This window comes from Propionispira arboris (genome assembly GCF_900109225.1).
Lineage (GTDB): Bacteria > Bacillota > Negativicutes > Selenomonadales > Selenomonadaceae > Propionispira > Propionispira arboris.
Genome location: NZ_FNZK01000002.1, coordinates 178,768 through 195,362 on the forward strand (window position 1 = coordinate 178,768; position 16,595 = coordinate 195,362).

Here is a 16,595-nt window from a genome sequence, read left to right on the forward strand (position 1 = left end):
ACTTACTGCTATTTATTATAATACAAACATAGTCAGTGTACAATAATGATTTTGAAAATCATTATCTTATTTATGATGAAAAAACTATAATATTTACGGTAATGTAGTTTCAGTGACAAGGGCTTTATGGAATGTGGTATTATCTGAAAATTTGGTAAAGCAGGATAATATCTATCTAACGTGTATAGTGCAATAAAATTAAATTTTGCATGAATAATCTGACAAATCTTGTTCTTGTTGTGCACTTGTGCAGTCTATATAATGAAATCATGCACAAGAGAAAAAACAGAAGGAGAGGCGATTTTCAATAGTTATCAATGAAAGAAGGCAGGAATTGTTGAAGGTATTGGAAACAGCCTTTTATGATACACCGCTGACAGTAGAAAAAATTGCCGGTCTGCTCAATACATCACCGCGGACTGTGCGCTATGATCTTGATTCATTGGAAGGGGAGTTCAAAAAGCGGAAGTGGAAGCTTTATCGCAAAGCTCATCGTGGTGTATGGATTGAGCTTGCAGCTGAATCCGAAAAGATAGTCGGGGAGCTAACGAATGATGCGTACATATATAGCAAAGAAGAGCGCTATAATAGTATCATTGTGAATCTATTGGATGGTGAGGATAGCATATCTATCGATTCTTTGGCAAATAAGCTAAAAGTCAGTCGAAATACACTGCTTATGGATCTTCGGGAAGTGCGGCGGATACTGCAAAACCGGAAAATTGAGTATTACTCGAAGCGTGGTCTTGGTATTTGGGCTGAGGGAGATGAACAATCCGTGCGAGATATGCTCATTCATATCTTTGCCAAAAGGCTGCATGATTTTAAGAATTTTCCGGTACGTGAGGATACGGATGAAATCTCGGCACTATTCAAGGAGTATTCGATAAATTTGCCAGTGAAAGATATCGCGGAGTTCTTTCTTGCACTTATGCGTAAAAATAAGATTATGGATAATGATACTTCCATGAATCGCATGATTTGTGCGTTGTTGGTACAATTCAAGCGACTTCAGCAGGCGTGCGGTATCGAGGATCGCGGTAAGGTTGAATTTGTTTCAGATGAAGGAATGGCACTGCGACAGTTGTCGCAGGAGATTGCATCTCACATGAAATCTTATCATATGGGGTTTCAAGATAGTAAGGAAATATCTTTTATTATGCGTGAGCTTTTGCATAGTAAGATCTATCTTTTTCCGACAAACAAAAAGCAAAAAATATGGAAAAAAGATGCAAACATTGCTTCGATGGATCTTGCGAAGAATTTTATTGAGTATGTGCAGATGTGGTTGGGCGATATTTATATGGATGATGATGAGCTTATCTATGGGCTGGCCCTTCATTTGCAGCCAGCGGTTGAACGTGCTAGAGCCGGTATTGAACTGACAAATCCACTTTTATCTCAGATTCGTCGGCAATATAGCGATCTCTTTGATATTGCACTGAAGGCGGCAGAAAAGCTTAGCAGGAAGATGAATATCAAACTTTCGGATGATGAGATCGGTTATCTGACCATACATCTTGGAGCAGCGATTGAGCGGCGGAAAATACGTCATGTAAAGAAGCTTGAGGTTCTGCTTGTCTGTGGTAATGGTATTGGTACAGCCAATCTTTTGGCAATGACATTGGGAAACAATATGTCTTATATTCATATAAAGAAGATAATTTCGCTCTATGAGTTGGAATCATGGGATCTTTTTGATATCGACATCGTTATTAGTACAATTTCATTAAATCTGAAAGATAAGGCAGTGCTGCGGGTGTCGCCGATTCTCACGGATGTCGAGATACCAATTATCGAAAACCAGATTCAGTACTTTTATAACAAAAAATTTGCACCGGAAAAACTGGAATCACCGGTTCAAATTCAGCGACCAGGGCTTGCTGCTGTTCTTAATTTAGATGTTATTCAACTTGATGCAGTCGCTGTTGATTGGGAAGATGCGATACGGCAGTCTGGACGTTTGTTAGCTGCAAATGGTGCAATTGAGGAAAGATATATTGATTGTATGATTCGGTGCGTACGAGAAATTGGTCCGTATACCGTTGTTGGTCCAGGTATTGCAATGCCACATTCGCGTTGTGAAGACGGTGTGAAAAAGGTTGGTGTAAGCTTTCTACGATTGGTCTCACCAGTGTGTTTTGGCAATACAGTAAATGATCCTGTAGATCTTATTTTTGCTTTTAGCACAGTAGATGAAAAAGCACATTTAAAAATTATGGAGGATCTATGGGAAATCTTTACGGACAAAAATGCATTGGAATATTTGCGAAAATGCAAGACGAAAGAGGCTGTTATCAGCTTTATCCAGCAGCGGTAAGCTGCTCTTCAGGGGATGAGAAACAATGTTGGCAAACTATATAGATGAAAGATATATTCGTACGAATGTCAGCTGTAAAAGCTGGCAGGATGCCATAAGAGCCGGAGCAAGTCTTTTATTGCAAGAGGCGTGCATTGAGCCTCGTTATATCGAGGCGATTATTCGTCATCATATGGAACTTCCATATATGGTTATTGCCCCGGGAATTATGCTGGCTCATGCGCGATCAGAGGAAGGTGCGCGGGCGGTGGGGATTAGTATAATTACGCTGGCTGAGCCGATTGTCTTTGGCAGCGAACTAAACGACCCTGTGAAGCTGGTTATTACATTGGCAACAACGGATGGGAAAAAGCATATGAAGCTTCTGTCATCGCTTATGGAGTTTTTAATGAAAGAGGAGCTGGTTAGGCGGCTTATGGCGGCAAAAGAAGTTGCTGAAGCTGTTAGTATAATCAAATCATAAAAGGAGAGAAAATTATGAAAATTTTAGTATGTTGTGGTAGTGGACTGGGAAGCAGTTTCATGATTGAGATGAACATCAAGAAAGTGCTTGTTGAGCTTGGCGTTAACGCAGAGGTCAATCATAGTGATTTATCATCTGCCGCTAGTATCAAGTCGGATATTTATGTCGGTACGCGCGATATTGCATCGCAGCTTACCTCGCTTGGCGGTGTTGTTGTTTCATTAAATAATATGATTGATAAAAACGAACTTAAGGAAAAAATAGCAGAAGCGATTGAAAAAATTAAATAGGAGGTCGATTTTACATGTTGAAATTTATACTTGATATATTGAGCGTACCAGCTGTTCTGATTGGTATTGTCTCGATGATCGGCTTGATTGCACTGAAAAAAAGCACTTCGGATATCCTAAAGGGAACAATTAAGACCATTATGGGAGTTCTTATTCTCGGTGGTGGTGCTGGTGTTGCTGTTGGAGCATTAAGCTTCTTTGGCACAATGTTTCAGCAGGGATTTGGGATTACAGGTGTTGTGCCGCATAATGAAGCCATTGTTGGTATGGCACTCAAAGAATATGGCACACAGACAGCACTCATCATGGCTTTTGGTATGGTTGTCAATGTCCTGATTGCACGTTTTACACCGCTCAAATTCATTTTTCTTACAGGGCATCATACTCTTTATATGGCGTGCATGATCGCAGCAATCCTTGTCGTTGGAGGTGTGCAGGGGCCAACACTTATCATCATAGGTTCACTTATTCTTGGCTTTATTATGGCTCTTTTTCCAGCGATCGCGCAGCCGACGATGCGTAAAATCACGGGGACTGATGATGTTGCCTTTGGTCATTTCGGAACAATCGGCTATGTTTTCTCAGCTTGGATTGGTTCGATTGTTGGGGATAAATCACATACGACAGAAGATATCAAATTTCCCCAGGGCCTTACCTTTTTGCGTGACTCGTCAATTGCAATCGCACTTGTTATGCTTGTGCTCTTTTTGATTGTGGCAGTTGCTTCAGGTCCGGCTTTTGTAGAAGAAAAACTCAGTGGTGGTCAGAACTTCCTGGTGTTCTCGGTTATTCAGGCAATTACGTTTGCGGGTGGTGTATATATTATCCTTGCTGGTGTACGCTTGATCCTCGCTGAAATTGTTCCGGCATTCACAGGGATTGCCACTTCACTTGTACCGAATGCGAAGCCGGCAATTGACTGTCCAATTGTTTATCCGTATGCACCAAACGCTGTACTTATCGGTTTTCTTTCCAGCTTTGCCGGTGGTATCGTTGGCATGGTGGTCCTGCTTCTTATGGAAAAATCATTTCCTGGTTTGCCAATTATTCTGCCAGGCGTTGTACCACATTTTTTCTGCGGGGCAACTGCAGGTGTATTTGGTAATGCAACAGGTGGTTTGCGTGGCTGCATATGGGGTGCATTTGCCCAAGGATTGCTTATCACGTTCTTGCCAGTCTTGCTTATGCCTGTCCTTGGTGGTCTTGGTTTTGCTAATACGACCTTTAGTGATGCAGACTTTGGTGTTGTCGGAATAATTCTTGGCAACATTTTACAGTTTATTAAATAAATTTTTATTTATTGTGACTGCTGTGTCAGGCAGCAGTCCATTTTTTTAAGGAGGGTGCAGATTTGAATACAATAGAACTCGAAAAAATTGCGAAAAAAATTCGAATGGATACTATAAAAATGATTTACAAGGTAAAATCCGGTCATCCCGGAGGGGCACTGTCCATAGCCGATATCTTGGCTATACTTTATTTTGATGAGATGCATGTAGATGCCAAAAATCCACAAATGCCAGATCGTGACCGCTTTGTCTTGTCAAAAGGGCATGCAGCAACTTCACTTTATGCAGCACTTGCGGCAAAGGGGTATTTTGCGCGCGAAGAACTCTGGACGCTGCGCCAATATCAATCGATTCTACAGGGGCATCCGGATATGAAGGTAACACCCGGACTCGATATGTCTTCCGGTTCTTTGGGACAGGGCCTTTCTATTGCCAATGGTATGGCACTTGCAGCAAAACTGCAAAAAAAAGAGTTTCGTGTCTATGCAATCCTTGGCGATGGTGAACTCGATGAAGGACAAATTTGGGAAGCAGCCATGACAGCACCGCAGTTCAGACTGGACAATATAGTTGCTATTATCGATCAAAATGGTTTTCAAATCAATGGAACGACAGATGACGTTATGAAGGTTGCATCAATTGAAGATAAGTTTCAGGCGTTTGGCTGGAATGTGCTTTCCATTGATGGTAATGATATTTCTGCCATTAAAGATGCTTTTCAAAAAGCAAAAAACTGTAAAGACAGACCTACGGCAATTATAGCAAAAACTTTAAAGGGTAAAGGGGTTTCCTATATGGAAGACCGTTGTGAATGGCACAGTGGGGTGCCGACTGAAGAACAATATCAGCTGGCAATGCAAGAGCTGGGAGGTAATGAATAATGGGAACAACAATGCGCGAAGTTTTTGGAAAAACACTGCAGTCCATGAAAGATGATCCAAGACTTGTGGTGCTGGATGCAGATCTTGGCTCAGCAACGAAGGCACTTATGTTCAAGAGTGTCTGTCCGGAACGCTATATTGATGTTGGTATTTCTGAGCAGGATATGGTAGGTATGGCAGCTGGTTTGTCAACGTGCGGTATGATACCAGTAGCATCGTCGTTTTCTGTATTTATTACGGGCCGGGCTTTTGATCAGGTACGAAATACTGTGGCTTATGGTAATCTCAATGTAAAGCTTGTCGGCACGCATTGTGGTGTGAGTGTTGGCTATGATGGAGGTTCACATGAAGCTGTTGAGGATCTTGCAATCATGCGTGCATTGCCGAATATGACGGTGCTCTGTTCCTCAGATGCAAGGGAAACGGAAGTGATGGTCCGTGCTGCTTATGATTATAAAGGTCCAGTTTATATGCGGATTAGCCGGATTGGCGTGCCGGATTATCACAAGCCGGATTATGTATTTAAAATCGGCAAGGGTGAAATCCTGCGTGAGGGAAAGGCTGCGGCAATCGTGGCAACTGGTATTATGGTAACGGAAGCTATTGAAGCAGCACAATTGTTGGCGATGGAAGGCATTGAAGTTACTGTTATCAATATGCCATCGATCAAACCAATCGATAAGGAGCTGCTTGTGCGAGTTGCCAAAGAAACGGGCGGCATTGTCACGGCAGAAGAACATAATGTCGTTGGTGGACTCGGCTCGGCAGTCGCAGAAGTTCTTGCACAGAACACACCTGTGCTGATGCGCTTTGTTGGTATTCAAGATAAATTCGGTTGTTCTGGTAAACCAGAGACTCTGCTGGAGGAATATCATTTAAAGGCACAAGATATTGTTCGTGCCGTAAAGGAAATTGCAAAAACAGCAAAATAAACATAAACTTATTTTCAAGCAATGCTGCTTTTTATTGATAGTGATGACTATAAAAAGGCATAGGTTCCAGTGAGAAGCGTAAAATCACAGGAACCTATGCCTTTTTTCGGTTAAAAACAAGTGCAAAATTCCAATCTTATGCTACAAGAAAAATAGTTGACATTTCAACCATATAATACTATAATTTTATTAGTTGAAATGTCAACTAATAAAATTTAGGTTATAGGGGGTTGTATTATTAAGCTAGAGAATGAAGTACTTCGTGAGGTTGGTATGCTCGCCCGATGCATTCAATCGATTAGTGATATTACGTATCGGGAAATTAATTTACAAAGAGGCCAGTTCATTTTTTTGACCCGCATTTGCGAGTCTCCGGGTGTCAATCTAATTGAACTTTCCAATATTCTCAAAGTAGATAAAGCAACAACAACGAAAGTCGTACAAAAGCTGATGAAAGAAGATTACGTATTGCGAGAACGATATGAATCGGATAAAAGAGGATGGCATTTATATCCATCGGCAAAAGCACAAGAGATTTATCCATATATTATTCAAGAAGAGAACCGAAATATTGAAACATGCTTTACCGGACTAAGTCTTGAAGAACAAGATACTGTATATCAATTGCTCAAACGAATGTGCAAAAATATAGATCAGCATTGGAAAGCAGTAAAACATCACAAAGACGAGTCATTGTAACTATTTATTAAGGAAGGGAGAGATATAACAGATGATTGAAGATATTGTTATAAAAAAATTTACAGAAGACTATAAGGATGAAGTGATTGATTTAATTCTGGATATCCAGCAAAATGAGTTTAACATTCCAATAAATAAAGAAGATCAACCGGATTTAAGTGATATCCAGAATTTCTATCAATCGGGGCATGGAAACTTTTGGGTAGCTCTTTATAATGGTCGGGTTGTTGGAACAATTGCCTTGATAGATATCGGAAATCATCAGGGAGCATTGAGAAAAATGTTTGTGAAACCTGCTTTTAGGGGAAGTAAGTATAATACAGCAAAATTATTATTATTGCAGGTAATTACATGGGTCAGAGAATATGACGTTCATGATATCTATCTAGGAACTACTGAACTTTTTTTAGCGGCGCACCGTTTCTATGCGAAACATAAATTTGTTCAAATAAAGAAAGAAACACTGCCAGATACTTTTCCTATTATGAAAGTTGATACAAGGTTTTATCAGCTTAAACTTTAATAAATAAATAGATAATATGTATTTACATATTGAAAATTGTAAAGTTAATCCATTTATCGACTTCAAAATGAGATCGTTATTTTACCGCGCTGGTCTACCCAGTGCGGTTTTTTTGCCTTTTGCCTTAGTGTAAAATAGTTCTCGGTAGAAGTTGCAAAATAAACATAAACTTATTTTCAAGCAATGCTCTAACATATAAAAACATATGAAAACTATTTGTGGCGATGGGAGGCAGATATAATAAAAATAATTTAAAAAAATAACAAATAAAATTTTAGATATATATCTTAATAACACTTGGCGATTAGAAAGCTAAAGGCTGCTGGAATTGTGCATAACTGCAGCAATACAGTAATAAGTTCATAAAACTAAATTGAAAATTTGCCTGGAGATATGTTTCTGGGCGAATTTTTATGGTGGAATTTAGTGGAAAAATGAAGCCGGTTAGAAAATAAATTATTGAAGTGATAAAGGAGATGGTATATATTGGTACTATAATACAATTCTTTTCTAAGCAATAGCAAAAATAGTAAGAAAAATTATAAAAGATTTTATTGGACAAACAGTTAAAAGCAGGCTAATAAATTTTTAGGAGGAAAATGGTTGATGATAAAATTATTAGCATTAGATATGGATGGAACTTTACTTGATGATGATAATAAAATACCAGAAAGCACGGTGGCGGCAATAAAACAAAGTGTGGAGTCTGGTATCAAAGTGATTTTGGCATCGGCTCGTCCGGTCTGCGCGATGCTCCCATATTATAAGCAGCTTTCTTTGAATTCTCTTCCAATTGTTTCTCTTTGTGGAGCGTACATACTTGATATAAAAAATACAAAGGAACTTTTTGCGTGCAGTCTTTCTGAAGGGATGTGCCAAAAAATCTATGATCTGTTTGAAAGGCACTATATAAAAAGTTATGGAAAAAACACTTTATATGTGAATGAAATAAAGGCGGAGACCTTGCGTTACGCTGAAAATTTTTAAGTGGATTATCATAAAATAAAAATTAATCGAGACACAAAAATTCCAGAGGAAATATACCGTATATTTATTCCTGATTTGTCAAATAATGAAATAGAGGAAAGCTTGAACTTGATCAACAGAGGAGCTGATCAAGTGGCTGGTAAGTTGGAACAGGGTATTGAAATATTACCACCGCACGTCAACAAAGGGATGGCAGTGAAATTTCTATGCCATCAATATGGAATTACCCGCGAGCAGGTTATGGCAATTGGCAATGAAAATAGTGATATTTCTATGGTTAAATTTGCTCGAATCGGTGTTGCTGTTGCCAATGCAAATACAGATTTAAAAAATGTTGCGAACGAAATAACGGCTGCTAATACACAGTTGGGGGTTGAGCTTATGATAAAAAAATATTGTCTATAATATTTTTTAAAAGCGAATTACTGAAACGCATTGTTTTCATTTTTTGCCTGTGCGCCGATGCAAGGATTGATGGTTTTTTATTTAATGGGTATAAGTTATAATAATTTTAAAGACAAAGCAGTCTGTTTATGAGAATTTACAGATGGCTTTGTCTTTTTTTTGTAGCTATATTGTTGTATCTTTAGCAGAAAAAACTTTATTTGCCTGTTTAGTGAGGCAAACAATGCATGTTTTAAATTTATTGTTTTGCTACTATAATAAGTATAGAAAATTACAATAATTGCGACAATTTATATGGAGAGGAGAATGGAAAATGCTTACGGTTCGTTGCTGTAAAATAATGAATGATTTATTGACTGCATCCTATCCAATCAGCAAGAAGGCACTAATGGAAAAATATCATGTAAGTGATCGCAGTATTAAATATGATATCAATAACTTGCGCGGTTGGTTAGAAGATGAAGCATCAAATATTTTAGTGCAATATATACCAAAATGTGGTTTCAAACTTTCTGGCAGTGCAAAGGATATTTGTGAGTTGCAGCAATTGTTTAGCAAAGAAAAAGAAAAGACCAGAATTTTTTCTACTGAACGTACTCGATATATTATACTGATGCTTTTGACAAGTAGTGAATTTATTACAATACAGGATTTTTCATCAAAGTTAAACGTGAGTAAAAATACAGTAACGAGAGATATCGATACAATCTCAGATATGCTGGCGATCTGGGATATTTATCTGGACAGAAAAGCCCATTGGGGGTTTAAGATAAATACTACAGAAACTAAAAGACGGCAGGCTATCGAGTATTTTATTTTATCTATGTTTGATGTAAGAGCGATTGAAGAAATTTTACAGGGGTTACGGCAATGCTTTTTGCCAGAATTTTTTAAAAAAGTCATGTGCCAGTATCTGATAGAAGACCAGGATGTGGGAAATTTATGTAAATTATGTAAACAACTTTTAGAGAATATTTACAAGATGACAGATGTGCTCGACGATAAAGGGAGCATTGAAGTGTTCATTCGCATTTGTGTTGCATTACATCAAATTCGGCATAAATCTGGGATTGGAGATTTAGTAAAAATTGCTGCAATATCAAATGACACAGATCACTTTTTCCGTATTGAGTTAAAAAAAATGTTTGGACATTTTAATATAAATATAGAGGAAGCTGAACTCAATTGGTTGTTGTTGCCTTTTACAAAAGATAATTCCATTAAAACGACGATTGATATTGAAAAAATAACTTTACAGATTATACAAAAGACAAGTCATAGTACTAAAATACCTTTTTCAGCAGATTGCGAATTGTATGAAAATCTTCTTATGCATATAAAAAGAGCTTTTGTAAAAAAGCAGTATCATATGGTTAATGTTAATCCGTTGCTGGATGATATACTGCATCATTTCGGTCAATTATTTAATGTTGTAAAGCAGATTTGCTATGATGTTTTTGGCAGATACAATATATATCTTCGTGATGAAGAGATTTCTTATATAGTTCTATATTTCCAATTGAGTTATGAAACATTGTTTGGTAAAGAAAGAATACGAACGATTGTTGTTTGCAGCACGGGAATATCTTCGGCCAAACTTTTGATGGCCCAGCTTAAAAACAAATTTGATGTATTGCAGATCGTTGGTTGTTGTTCTATTTTGCATGCGGAAACATTTATTGCCCATAATCCGATTGATCTCATCATAAGCGTATTGCCAATGCAAACAGAAACGCCTTGCATTGTAGTCAATGCTTTCTTGCAAAAGGATGATATAAAAAAGATACAAAGTGTATTAGACAATTTCAAATTAACACCATCGGTTACGAGAAATTTAAAAAAAGTAGAGCCTAAAATTGCTGGCAACTGGCATGGTGCTGATTTTAGTGATATGGCAAAGATTGAAAAGTTTACACAGGAAGTGATTAGCAAAGGTTTTAACTTGACGATGGCACTAAAGGAAAGTTTGGGAAAGTATTTAACAAGACAAAGTGAAACTGGGTTGATGTTTCATTGTTTATTGATGGCAAATCGCTTTGCCTGTGGAGCACCTTATGCCAATATCGTGGATGCAGGCAATGATACTGTCAATATCGTAAAAGTTAAAGAAAAAATAAGAGAGGCTGTCAGTAACTACTACGAAGATGTACCAGAGAGTGAGATAATTGCTATTTTGAATTATTTCACTCTAAATCAAAAATTTCATAAAAAGGAGTAATGGCTTTAAATGAATATGAAATCGTTAGATTTGCTTATCGTAAATGGTCTTCTTCTGGACCCTTTTACCGGAGCTGAAGGAAGATATTCTATTGGTGTTCAAAATGGAAAAATTGCAGGTGTTTACCCTGAGCAGGCAATACTTCCACGTTATAACAATTTACTTGATTTGGCGGGGGCTTATATAACGCCAGGCTGGATTGATTTGCACACGCATGTAGCTTATAAAGAAGCAGTGATCGGCATCGAAGCCGATTGTATTGGTATTCAGCAGGGTGTAACAACGGTGGTTGATGCTGGTAGCAGTGGAAGTAAAAACTTTTTACAATTTGAAAAAAACATTATAAAAAAAGCAAAAACAAGAGTTCTTTCTTGGCTGAATATTTCTGCAGCAGGCTTATATGAAGGCAGGTCTGAACTAGAAGATCTTGCATCGATTGATGTGGAAGCTACAAAAAAACTTATTAGCAGTAAAGCGGAAATTCGCGGTATAAAAGTAAGGATGAGTCATTCTGTAGTAAAAGAAACCAATACCGGGGGGTTGAAAATAGCAAAAAAACTGGCGTCTCAATTGCATGTGCCTTTATTTGTTCATGTTGGGAACTGTCCGCCAGTTCTCGGGGATATACTCAACCTTTTGGAGCAGGGCGATATTGTTACCCATATATTTCACGGGAAAGCAGGTGGTTGTCTTGATGCAGAAGGGTACATTCTTCCCGAATTAAAAGCGGCAATAGACCGTGGCATTTATCTTGACCTGGGGCATGGAACGGAAAGTTGTTCTTTTTTCCGCTTTAAGAATGCCAGAGAAAAAGGCATTTGCATTGATAGTATAAGTACGGATTTATATAGTCAAAATTATTCCGGACCGGTATATAGTTTAAAACATACAATGGAGAAATGTATGGCACTGGGAATGTCTTTTCGCGAGGTTATTACTGCAGTAACGCTTAAACCGGCAATTATGCTCAATATGCCCGAACTTGGGCGGATTAAAGCAGGAGCATTGGCTGATATGACTTTTTTTGAGAAAGTTGAAGGTGAGCAAACCTATATAGATGCAGATGGTAACGAGATTACTGGAACTCAGCAATTGCAGGTTAAAGGAGTAGTGCGTGAAGGGAAGGTAATCTGGCGATGAAAACAAAAGTCTTGCAGCAAATTTTACGGGATGCATCACTTGACGCAGAAGGAAATGTTTTACTAAAAAAAACACTTGACGATATTGAAGAGATACTGATTGATACGAGAAATTGCATTCCGGATGAACGGTATTTGGCCGTGGGGCATCATATGGCAGAAGTGATTAAGCGAGCTCAGAGGGGGGAAGTGTTAGCAAAAATTGATCAGGATACAGAAGATCAGATTGAAGGCTCTTACAAAGAAAAAAGTAGGAATATTCTTACTTCGTTGAAAAGCTTGGGAGATACGACGACGAGTTCTTCAGAAATAATTCTTTTGGCAATTCATTTACAGTGTGCCTCAAATGGTTTTTAAATAAAGGAGAGTGATTTATTATGGAAAAAATAAAAGTAGTAATTGGAGATCGCCTTGGTAAAGGTAAAAGAGTAGCAGCTGGTGTTGAGGCAGCAGGTGCAGAAGCTATATTAATTCCAGGTGTTGGCGCGGACATGAAAGTCGGAGACTATATGAACCAAAATAAAGCAGATTTTGGCATTTCTTTTTGTGGAAGCGGCGGTGCCGGTGCGATTACGGCAAAGTCAAAATATGGTTATTCAGCTGAGTTTGGGCTCCGATCCATTGAGGCGGGAATTACTGCAATAAAAAATGGTGCACAGGTTGTCGGTTTTGGTTTCATGGATCTTGAGGAATTGGGACAGAGATTAGCCGAAGCCTTTATTAAAAAAAGTAAAGTGTGACATTGTAAGGAGGTGGAAGTAGTATGTTCATCGTTCATGAGGAAGTTTTGCAAATAGAAGGTACAGGTGAGACTGAGAAAGAATCTTTTCAAGACATTTTTAGTCGTATTAAACCAGAATTGGAAAAAAAGTATCCGGGAATATTGCTGCAGATAGAACCAAAGAAAATGGACATAAAGGATGCGGTGATTTCGGTTCATACAGAACGATTTTTAGGTATGCTGTTTCCACGTAAACGTAAATTATACAAGATAACAGCGGAAATTACGGTAAAACTCAGTGTTTTTTTGACAGATACAATAAAATATCGTCACGAAGAGGAAAAATTATCGGTAGTTCAACATATATTGGAAATGAGATAAGACTCATAGGAAAGGGGTTAAAATATGGACTTTATAGAAATTCTGATGAAATCTGTTATTATTGGTGCCTGCATGGGGTTTGCTGTAGGTGCAGGAGCTGCTCGAATGTTTCATGCGCCGCAGGCACAAGGAATGGGAGCTTTTCGCACCTTGGGAGAATTGAACGCTTGCGAAGGTGATCCCATTGCACATTTTTCGTTTGGATTGGGTTTTTTGTTTAATTCATGGGCGTCTATTGTCGGCACAGGAGCTTTTACACAGGATGTAGTGCATCGCATTATCCCGAACTGGTCTGCCGCTGTTCTTTTGATGCGTAACAAGAATATAGCAGAAACTTTACATAACCCGGCGAAAATGGCATTAACGGGAGCTGTTATAGGTGCAGTAGTCATTGGTCTTATGAATTCGACGGCGGTTGCTATACCACCAGCTTTGCAGCTTATTGCAACAAAAGTGCTTGTACCGGCAGCAAATTGGCTGATTAACCTTGTAATGCCGATTGTATTTTGGATGGCAGCTCTTGATGCTGGAAGAAGAACCGGAGTTTGGGGCACGATACTGGGGGGGCTGTCGCACCTTGTTATGGGAAACGCTGTACCGGGGATTGTTTTGGGCATTCTGATTGGTAAAGGCGTTGATGATGGTGGTTGGAACCACATTACCAGAATTTTAGTAGTAGCAGTGGTATTGCTATTTGTTTTAAGCGGATTTTTCCGGGAATTTGATATAAAACTTCTTACGGAATTTTACGTTGATGTTCCAGACGGACTTAAAGCATTTCATGCATTATTTAAAGCAGGAGCGTGATGATAGTGGATAATAATGAAGATTTACAGACAGGGTTTTGGTTATCTGAGTGGGCCTTTCCTATTTTTACAGCATTTTTGGCAGCTGGTGTATTTGCTGGTACACATATGTATTATGTATATCATATCGGTGCATTCAATGAAATTGCAATTGTGGCTATGCTCGAAGCGGGGCTTAAGGGTGGAAGCTTTGGAGCTGCAGCGGCTTTTGGTGCCAGTTTTCTCTTTGCCCGCATTTTGGAAGGTCCGCTAGTAGGGATATTGGATATTGGCGGCTCTATTATGACAGGAGTAGGTATCGGTATTCCGGCGATTTTTTTGAGTATGGGAATTACAGGACCTTTAGAGTCGTTTCCGTTGGCACTTTTGACGGGAGCGGTTATTGGACTTGCCATAGGCTGTATTATTATTATTATTCGAAAATATACAGTTGCTTCCAATGAATCTACTTTTGGTGCGGATGTCATGATGGGAGCTGGTAATGCTTCAGGCCGATATTTAGGACCGATGATCGTTATTGCGGCGGCAATGGCGTCCATTCCAGTGGGAATCGGGGCAACCATTGGTGCTGCTGTGTTTTATGCATGGAAAAAACCAATTGCCGGTGGGGCTATTATCGGAGCTATGATTTTAGGGGCGCTTTTTCCAATTATGACAAAATAAGAAGGAGATAAAAAGATGAGTGTTTTTGAACAGTATGGTCCACGTAAAGTTATAAATGGCTGTGGAAAAATGACGGTTTTAGGTGCTAGTGCGGTTGATAAGGATGTTGCAGATGCCATGGCGCAGGCTGCCATGGACTATGTTGAAATTGCAGAACTTTTACCATCAGCTGGAAAGTTTATTGCACAAGCAACGGGGGCGGAAGATGGCTGTCCAACTTGTGGTGCGGCTGCGGGTATTGCTATCAGTACAGCTGCTGTAATTAGTGGTATCAATCTTGATATTATAGAAAATTTGCCAGATAGTGAAGGCCTTAAAAATGAAATTATCCTGCAAAAAGGGCATGCCGTCAACTTTGGAGCCCGTGTGACTCAGATGATGAAGCTGGGAGGCGGGAAACCGATAGAAGTGGGAACAGCTAATCTCGTTGTTGCACAAAACATTGAAAATGCCATAAATGAAAAAACAGCAGCCCTTTTTTATATTAAGTCACACCATGCTGTACAAAAAGGTATGGTATCAATTGAAACGATGCTGGATATCGCACACCGGCATAAATTGCCGCTCATTATTGATGCAGCTGCCGAGGAGGATTTACACAAATATATAAAATTAGGAGCCGATCTTGTTATATATAGTGGCGGTAAAGCACTGGAAGGGCCGACTTCCGGTTTTATTTGCGGGCGCAGTGATCTTTGTCGGGCTTGCCGTATGCAGTATCAAGGAATAGGTCGTCCTATGAAAACAGGCAAAGAAAGTATTATTGGACTACTTACTGCACTGGGGAAATATGCGGCAAAAAAACCAAATGCAGAACAGCAAAAAAAACGCATGAAACTGCTTTTAGCTGAATTAAAAAATATTCCGGGGATTACAGGAAGTATTGCACAGGATGAAGCTGGCAGAGAAATTTATCGGGCAAGACTTGATATTGATGCCAATATCACAGGGATCAGTGCAACGGTGATTGCTCAAAAATTAGAAACAGGGAATCCAGCCATTCATACAAGAAATTATTGCCTGTCACAGGGACAAATCTTTATAGATCCGAGGCCTTTGCTGGAAGGACAGGAAAATCTTATAGCAGATCGTTTTAAAGAAATTTTAGCACAAACAAAGGGGAATAAATAAAAATGGCAACAATAAAAATAAATGTACTGGCAGCAGATGCACAAAATGCGAAAGAAATAGTAGAAGCCACCAATGGAAATGTTTATATTGGTGTTATGGTAAAACCTTTTCCAACGGCAGAAGCAGCAGCAAAGACGGTTAGAGAAATGCAGCGCTTAGGTATACCCGTGTCGGTTGGGCTTGGCGGAGCAGATCCGTTGATGTGGCATAAGGTTGTAGAAACAGCTGTTTTGACAAAACCAGCACATGTAAATCAAGTCTATCCTGGAGCTGGCTATACGCTTGCCGCACTTAAAGCTGCAGGAAGTGAAGATACCATTGTCAATGCATTGATCAAGCCAAGCGGTATAACGGGGAAAGTATCTATTCTTACGGGACCAGAAAGTCAGGCTTTTGATGAATATATTAGTTGTGAGGCAGCAGCAGCAGCCTTGAAAGAGTTACATATTCCTTCGGTAAAATTTTATCCAATAGGTGGAGCCAAACATCTCGATGAAGTTGCGGCCATGGTAAAGGCGGCTGTAAATGCTGGTATTACTATGTTTGAACCAACGGGCGGGATTGATGCTCAATCTATAGAAGCTGTTGTCAAAGTTTGTTTGGAAAACGGCGCACAAACCATAGTTCCTCATGTTTATACTGCTTTTGTCGACAAAAATACAGGAAAAACAGAACCATCTCAAGTAAAAAATTCACTGGAAAAGCTTTTAAAGTTACTCTGAGATAAACTTTAAAAAATGCGATATG

General features: G+C 39.0%; 17 protein-coding genes and 1 pseudogene. All 18 read left to right on the forward strand.

Annotation, left to right across the window (positions count from 1 at the left end):
• Positions 1-334 precede the first annotated feature (334 nt).
• The 18 genes and pseudogenes from BMY14_RS02740 (at position 335) to BMY14_RS02830 (ending at position 16,570) form a co-directional block, all read left to right on the forward strand.
• On the forward strand, positions 335-2,320 hold the full coding sequence (locus tag BMY14_RS02740) for a BglG family transcription antiterminator (RefSeq protein ID WP_143063134.1): 1,986 nt from the start codon (positions 335-337) through the stop codon (positions 2,318-2,320).
• Positions 2,321-2,345: 25 nt separating this feature from the next.
• Complete coding sequence (locus BMY14_RS02745) at positions 2,346-2,783, forward strand: PTS sugar transporter subunit IIA (RefSeq protein ID WP_091828961.1); 438 nt, start codon at positions 2,346-2,348, stop codon at positions 2,781-2,783.
• 14 nt (positions 2,784-2,797) lie between these two features.
• Positions 2,798-3,073 (forward strand): PTS sugar transporter subunit IIB, encoded by a 276-nt coding sequence (locus tag BMY14_RS02750; RefSeq protein WP_091828964.1) that lies wholly within the window; start codon positions 2,798-2,800, stop codon positions 3,071-3,073.
• Positions 3,074-3,087: 14 nt separating this feature from the next.
• Complete coding sequence (locus BMY14_RS02755; RefSeq protein WP_091828966.1) at positions 3,088-4,362, forward strand: PTS ascorbate transporter subunit IIC; 1,275 nt, start codon at positions 3,088-3,090, stop codon at positions 4,360-4,362.
• Positions 4,363-4,433: 71 nt separating this feature from the next.
• Positions 4,434-5,243, forward strand: coding sequence for a transketolase (locus BMY14_RS02760; RefSeq protein ID WP_218144874.1), 810 nt, complete (start codon positions 4,434-4,436; stop codon positions 5,241-5,243).
• Positions 5,243-6,175, forward strand: a complete 933-nt coding sequence (locus BMY14_RS02765) for a transketolase family protein (RefSeq protein WP_091828972.1) — start codon at positions 5,243-5,245, stop codon at positions 6,173-6,175. Before BMY14_RS02760 ends, BMY14_RS02765 begins: the two co-directional genes overlap by 1 nt.
• A gap of 273 nt (positions 6,176-6,448) precedes the next feature.
• On the forward strand, positions 6,449-6,874 hold the full coding sequence (locus BMY14_RS02770) for a MarR family winged helix-turn-helix transcriptional regulator (protein WP_091828975.1): 426 nt from the start codon (positions 6,449-6,451) through the stop codon (positions 6,872-6,874).
• A gap of 31 nt (positions 6,875-6,905) precedes the next feature.
• Positions 6,906-7,397 carry a GNAT family N-acetyltransferase gene (locus BMY14_RS02775; RefSeq protein WP_177177451.1) on the forward strand — a complete coding sequence of 164 codons (492 nt, stop codon included), beginning with the start codon at positions 6,906-6,908 and terminating at the stop codon, positions 7,395-7,397.
• A gap of 606 nt (positions 7,398-8,003) precedes the next feature.
• Positions 8,004-8,789, forward strand: a pseudogene (locus BMY14_RS20815) (Cof-type HAD-IIB family hydrolase).
• Between the two features lie 313 nt (positions 8,790-9,102).
• On the forward strand, positions 9,103-11,007 hold the full coding sequence (locus BMY14_RS02790) for a BglG family transcription antiterminator (protein WP_091828983.1): 1,905 nt from the start codon (positions 9,103-9,105) through the stop codon (positions 11,005-11,007).
• 9 nt (positions 11,008-11,016) lie between these two features.
• Entirely contained in the window at positions 11,017-12,147 is a 1,131-nt protein-coding gene (locus BMY14_RS02795; protein ID WP_091828986.1) for an amidohydrolase/deacetylase family metallohydrolase, read from the forward strand.
• Positions 12,144-12,503: a hypothetical protein gene (locus tag BMY14_RS02800; RefSeq protein WP_091828989.1), complete on the forward strand. Its 360-nt coding sequence runs from the start codon at positions 12,144-12,146 to the stop codon at positions 12,501-12,503. Before BMY14_RS02795 ends, BMY14_RS02800 begins: the two co-directional genes overlap by 4 nt.
• A gap of 20 nt (positions 12,504-12,523) precedes the next feature.
• Entirely contained in the window at positions 12,524-12,886 is a 363-nt protein-coding gene (locus tag BMY14_RS02805; protein ID WP_019552662.1) for an SFCGS family glycine-rich protein, read from the forward strand.
• Between the two features lie 23 nt (positions 12,887-12,909).
• Positions 12,910-13,248 (forward strand): DUF4312 family protein, encoded by a 339-nt coding sequence (locus tag BMY14_RS02810; RefSeq protein ID WP_091828991.1) that lies wholly within the window; start codon positions 12,910-12,912, stop codon positions 13,246-13,248.
• A 24-nt stretch (positions 13,249-13,272) separates the two neighbouring features.
• Entirely contained in the window at positions 13,273-14,055 is a 783-nt protein-coding gene (locus BMY14_RS02815) for a DUF4311 domain-containing protein (RefSeq protein ID WP_091828994.1), read from the forward strand.
• On the forward strand, positions 14,055-14,717 hold the full coding sequence (locus BMY14_RS02820) for a DUF4310 family protein (RefSeq protein WP_177177452.1): 663 nt from the start codon (positions 14,055-14,057) through the stop codon (positions 14,715-14,717). The genes BMY14_RS02815 and BMY14_RS02820 overlap by 1 nt, the downstream gene beginning before the upstream one ends.
• 15 nt (positions 14,718-14,732) lie before the next feature.
• The gene (locus BMY14_RS02825) at positions 14,733-15,848 is read left to right on the forward strand and encodes a DgaE family pyridoxal phosphate-dependent ammonia lyase (RefSeq protein WP_091828996.1); all 1,116 of its coding nucleotides are present in this window, start codon (positions 14,733-14,735) and stop codon (positions 15,846-15,848) included.
• Positions 15,849-15,850: 2 nt separating this feature from the next.
• Positions 15,851-16,570 carry a KDGP aldolase gene (locus tag BMY14_RS02830; RefSeq protein ID WP_177177453.1) on the forward strand — a complete coding sequence of 240 codons (720 nt, stop codon included), beginning with the start codon at positions 15,851-15,853 and terminating at the stop codon, positions 16,568-16,570.
• Positions 16,571-16,595 lie beyond the last annotated feature (25 nt).

Excerpts from the sequence above, each read along its gene's own strand:
- BMY14_RS02745 (WP_091828961.1), top strand. The coding sequence starts at position 2,346 with ATGTTGGCAAACTATATAGATGAAAGATATATTCGTACGAATGTCAGC.
- BMY14_RS02750 (WP_091828964.1), top strand. The coding sequence starts at position 2,798 with ATGAAAATTTTAGTATGTTGTGGTAGTGGACTGGGAAGCAGTTTCATG.
- BMY14_RS02755 (WP_091828966.1), top strand. The coding sequence starts at position 3,088 with ATGTTGAAATTTATACTTGATATATTGAGCGTACCAGCTGTTCTGATT.
- BMY14_RS02765 (WP_091828972.1), top strand. The coding sequence starts at position 5,243 with ATGGGAACAACAATGCGCGAAGTTTTTGGAAAAACACTGCAGTCCATG.
- BMY14_RS02770 (WP_091828975.1), top strand. The coding sequence starts at position 6,449 with ATGCTCGCCCGATGCATTCAATCGATTAGTGATATTACGTATCGGGAA.
- BMY14_RS02775 (WP_177177451.1), top strand. The coding sequence starts at position 6,906 with ATGATTGAAGATATTGTTATAAAAAAATTTACAGAAGACTATAAGGAT.
- BMY14_RS02790 (WP_091828983.1), top strand. The coding sequence starts at position 9,103 with ATGCTTACGGTTCGTTGCTGTAAAATAATGAATGATTTATTGACTGCA.
- BMY14_RS02795 (WP_091828986.1), top strand. The coding sequence starts at position 11,017 with ATGAATATGAAATCGTTAGATTTGCTTATCGTAAATGGTCTTCTTCTG.
- BMY14_RS02800 (WP_091828989.1), top strand. The coding sequence starts at position 12,144 with ATGAAAACAAAAGTCTTGCAGCAAATTTTACGGGATGCATCACTTGAC.
- BMY14_RS02805 (WP_019552662.1), top strand. The coding sequence starts at position 12,524 with ATGGAAAAAATAAAAGTAGTAATTGGAGATCGCCTTGGTAAAGGTAAA.
- BMY14_RS02810 (WP_091828991.1), top strand. The coding sequence starts at position 12,910 with ATGTTCATCGTTCATGAGGAAGTTTTGCAAATAGAAGGTACAGGTGAG.
- BMY14_RS02815 (WP_091828994.1), top strand. The coding sequence starts at position 13,273 with ATGGACTTTATAGAAATTCTGATGAAATCTGTTATTATTGGTGCCTGC.
- BMY14_RS02820 (WP_177177452.1), top strand. The coding sequence starts at position 14,055 with ATGATAGTGGATAATAATGAAGATTTACAGACAGGGTTTTGGTTATCT.
- BMY14_RS02825 (WP_091828996.1), top strand. The coding sequence starts at position 14,733 with ATGAGTGTTTTTGAACAGTATGGTCCACGTAAAGTTATAAATGGCTGT.
- BMY14_RS02830 (WP_177177453.1), top strand. The coding sequence starts at position 15,851 with ATGGCAACAATAAAAATAAATGTACTGGCAGCAGATGCACAAAATGCG.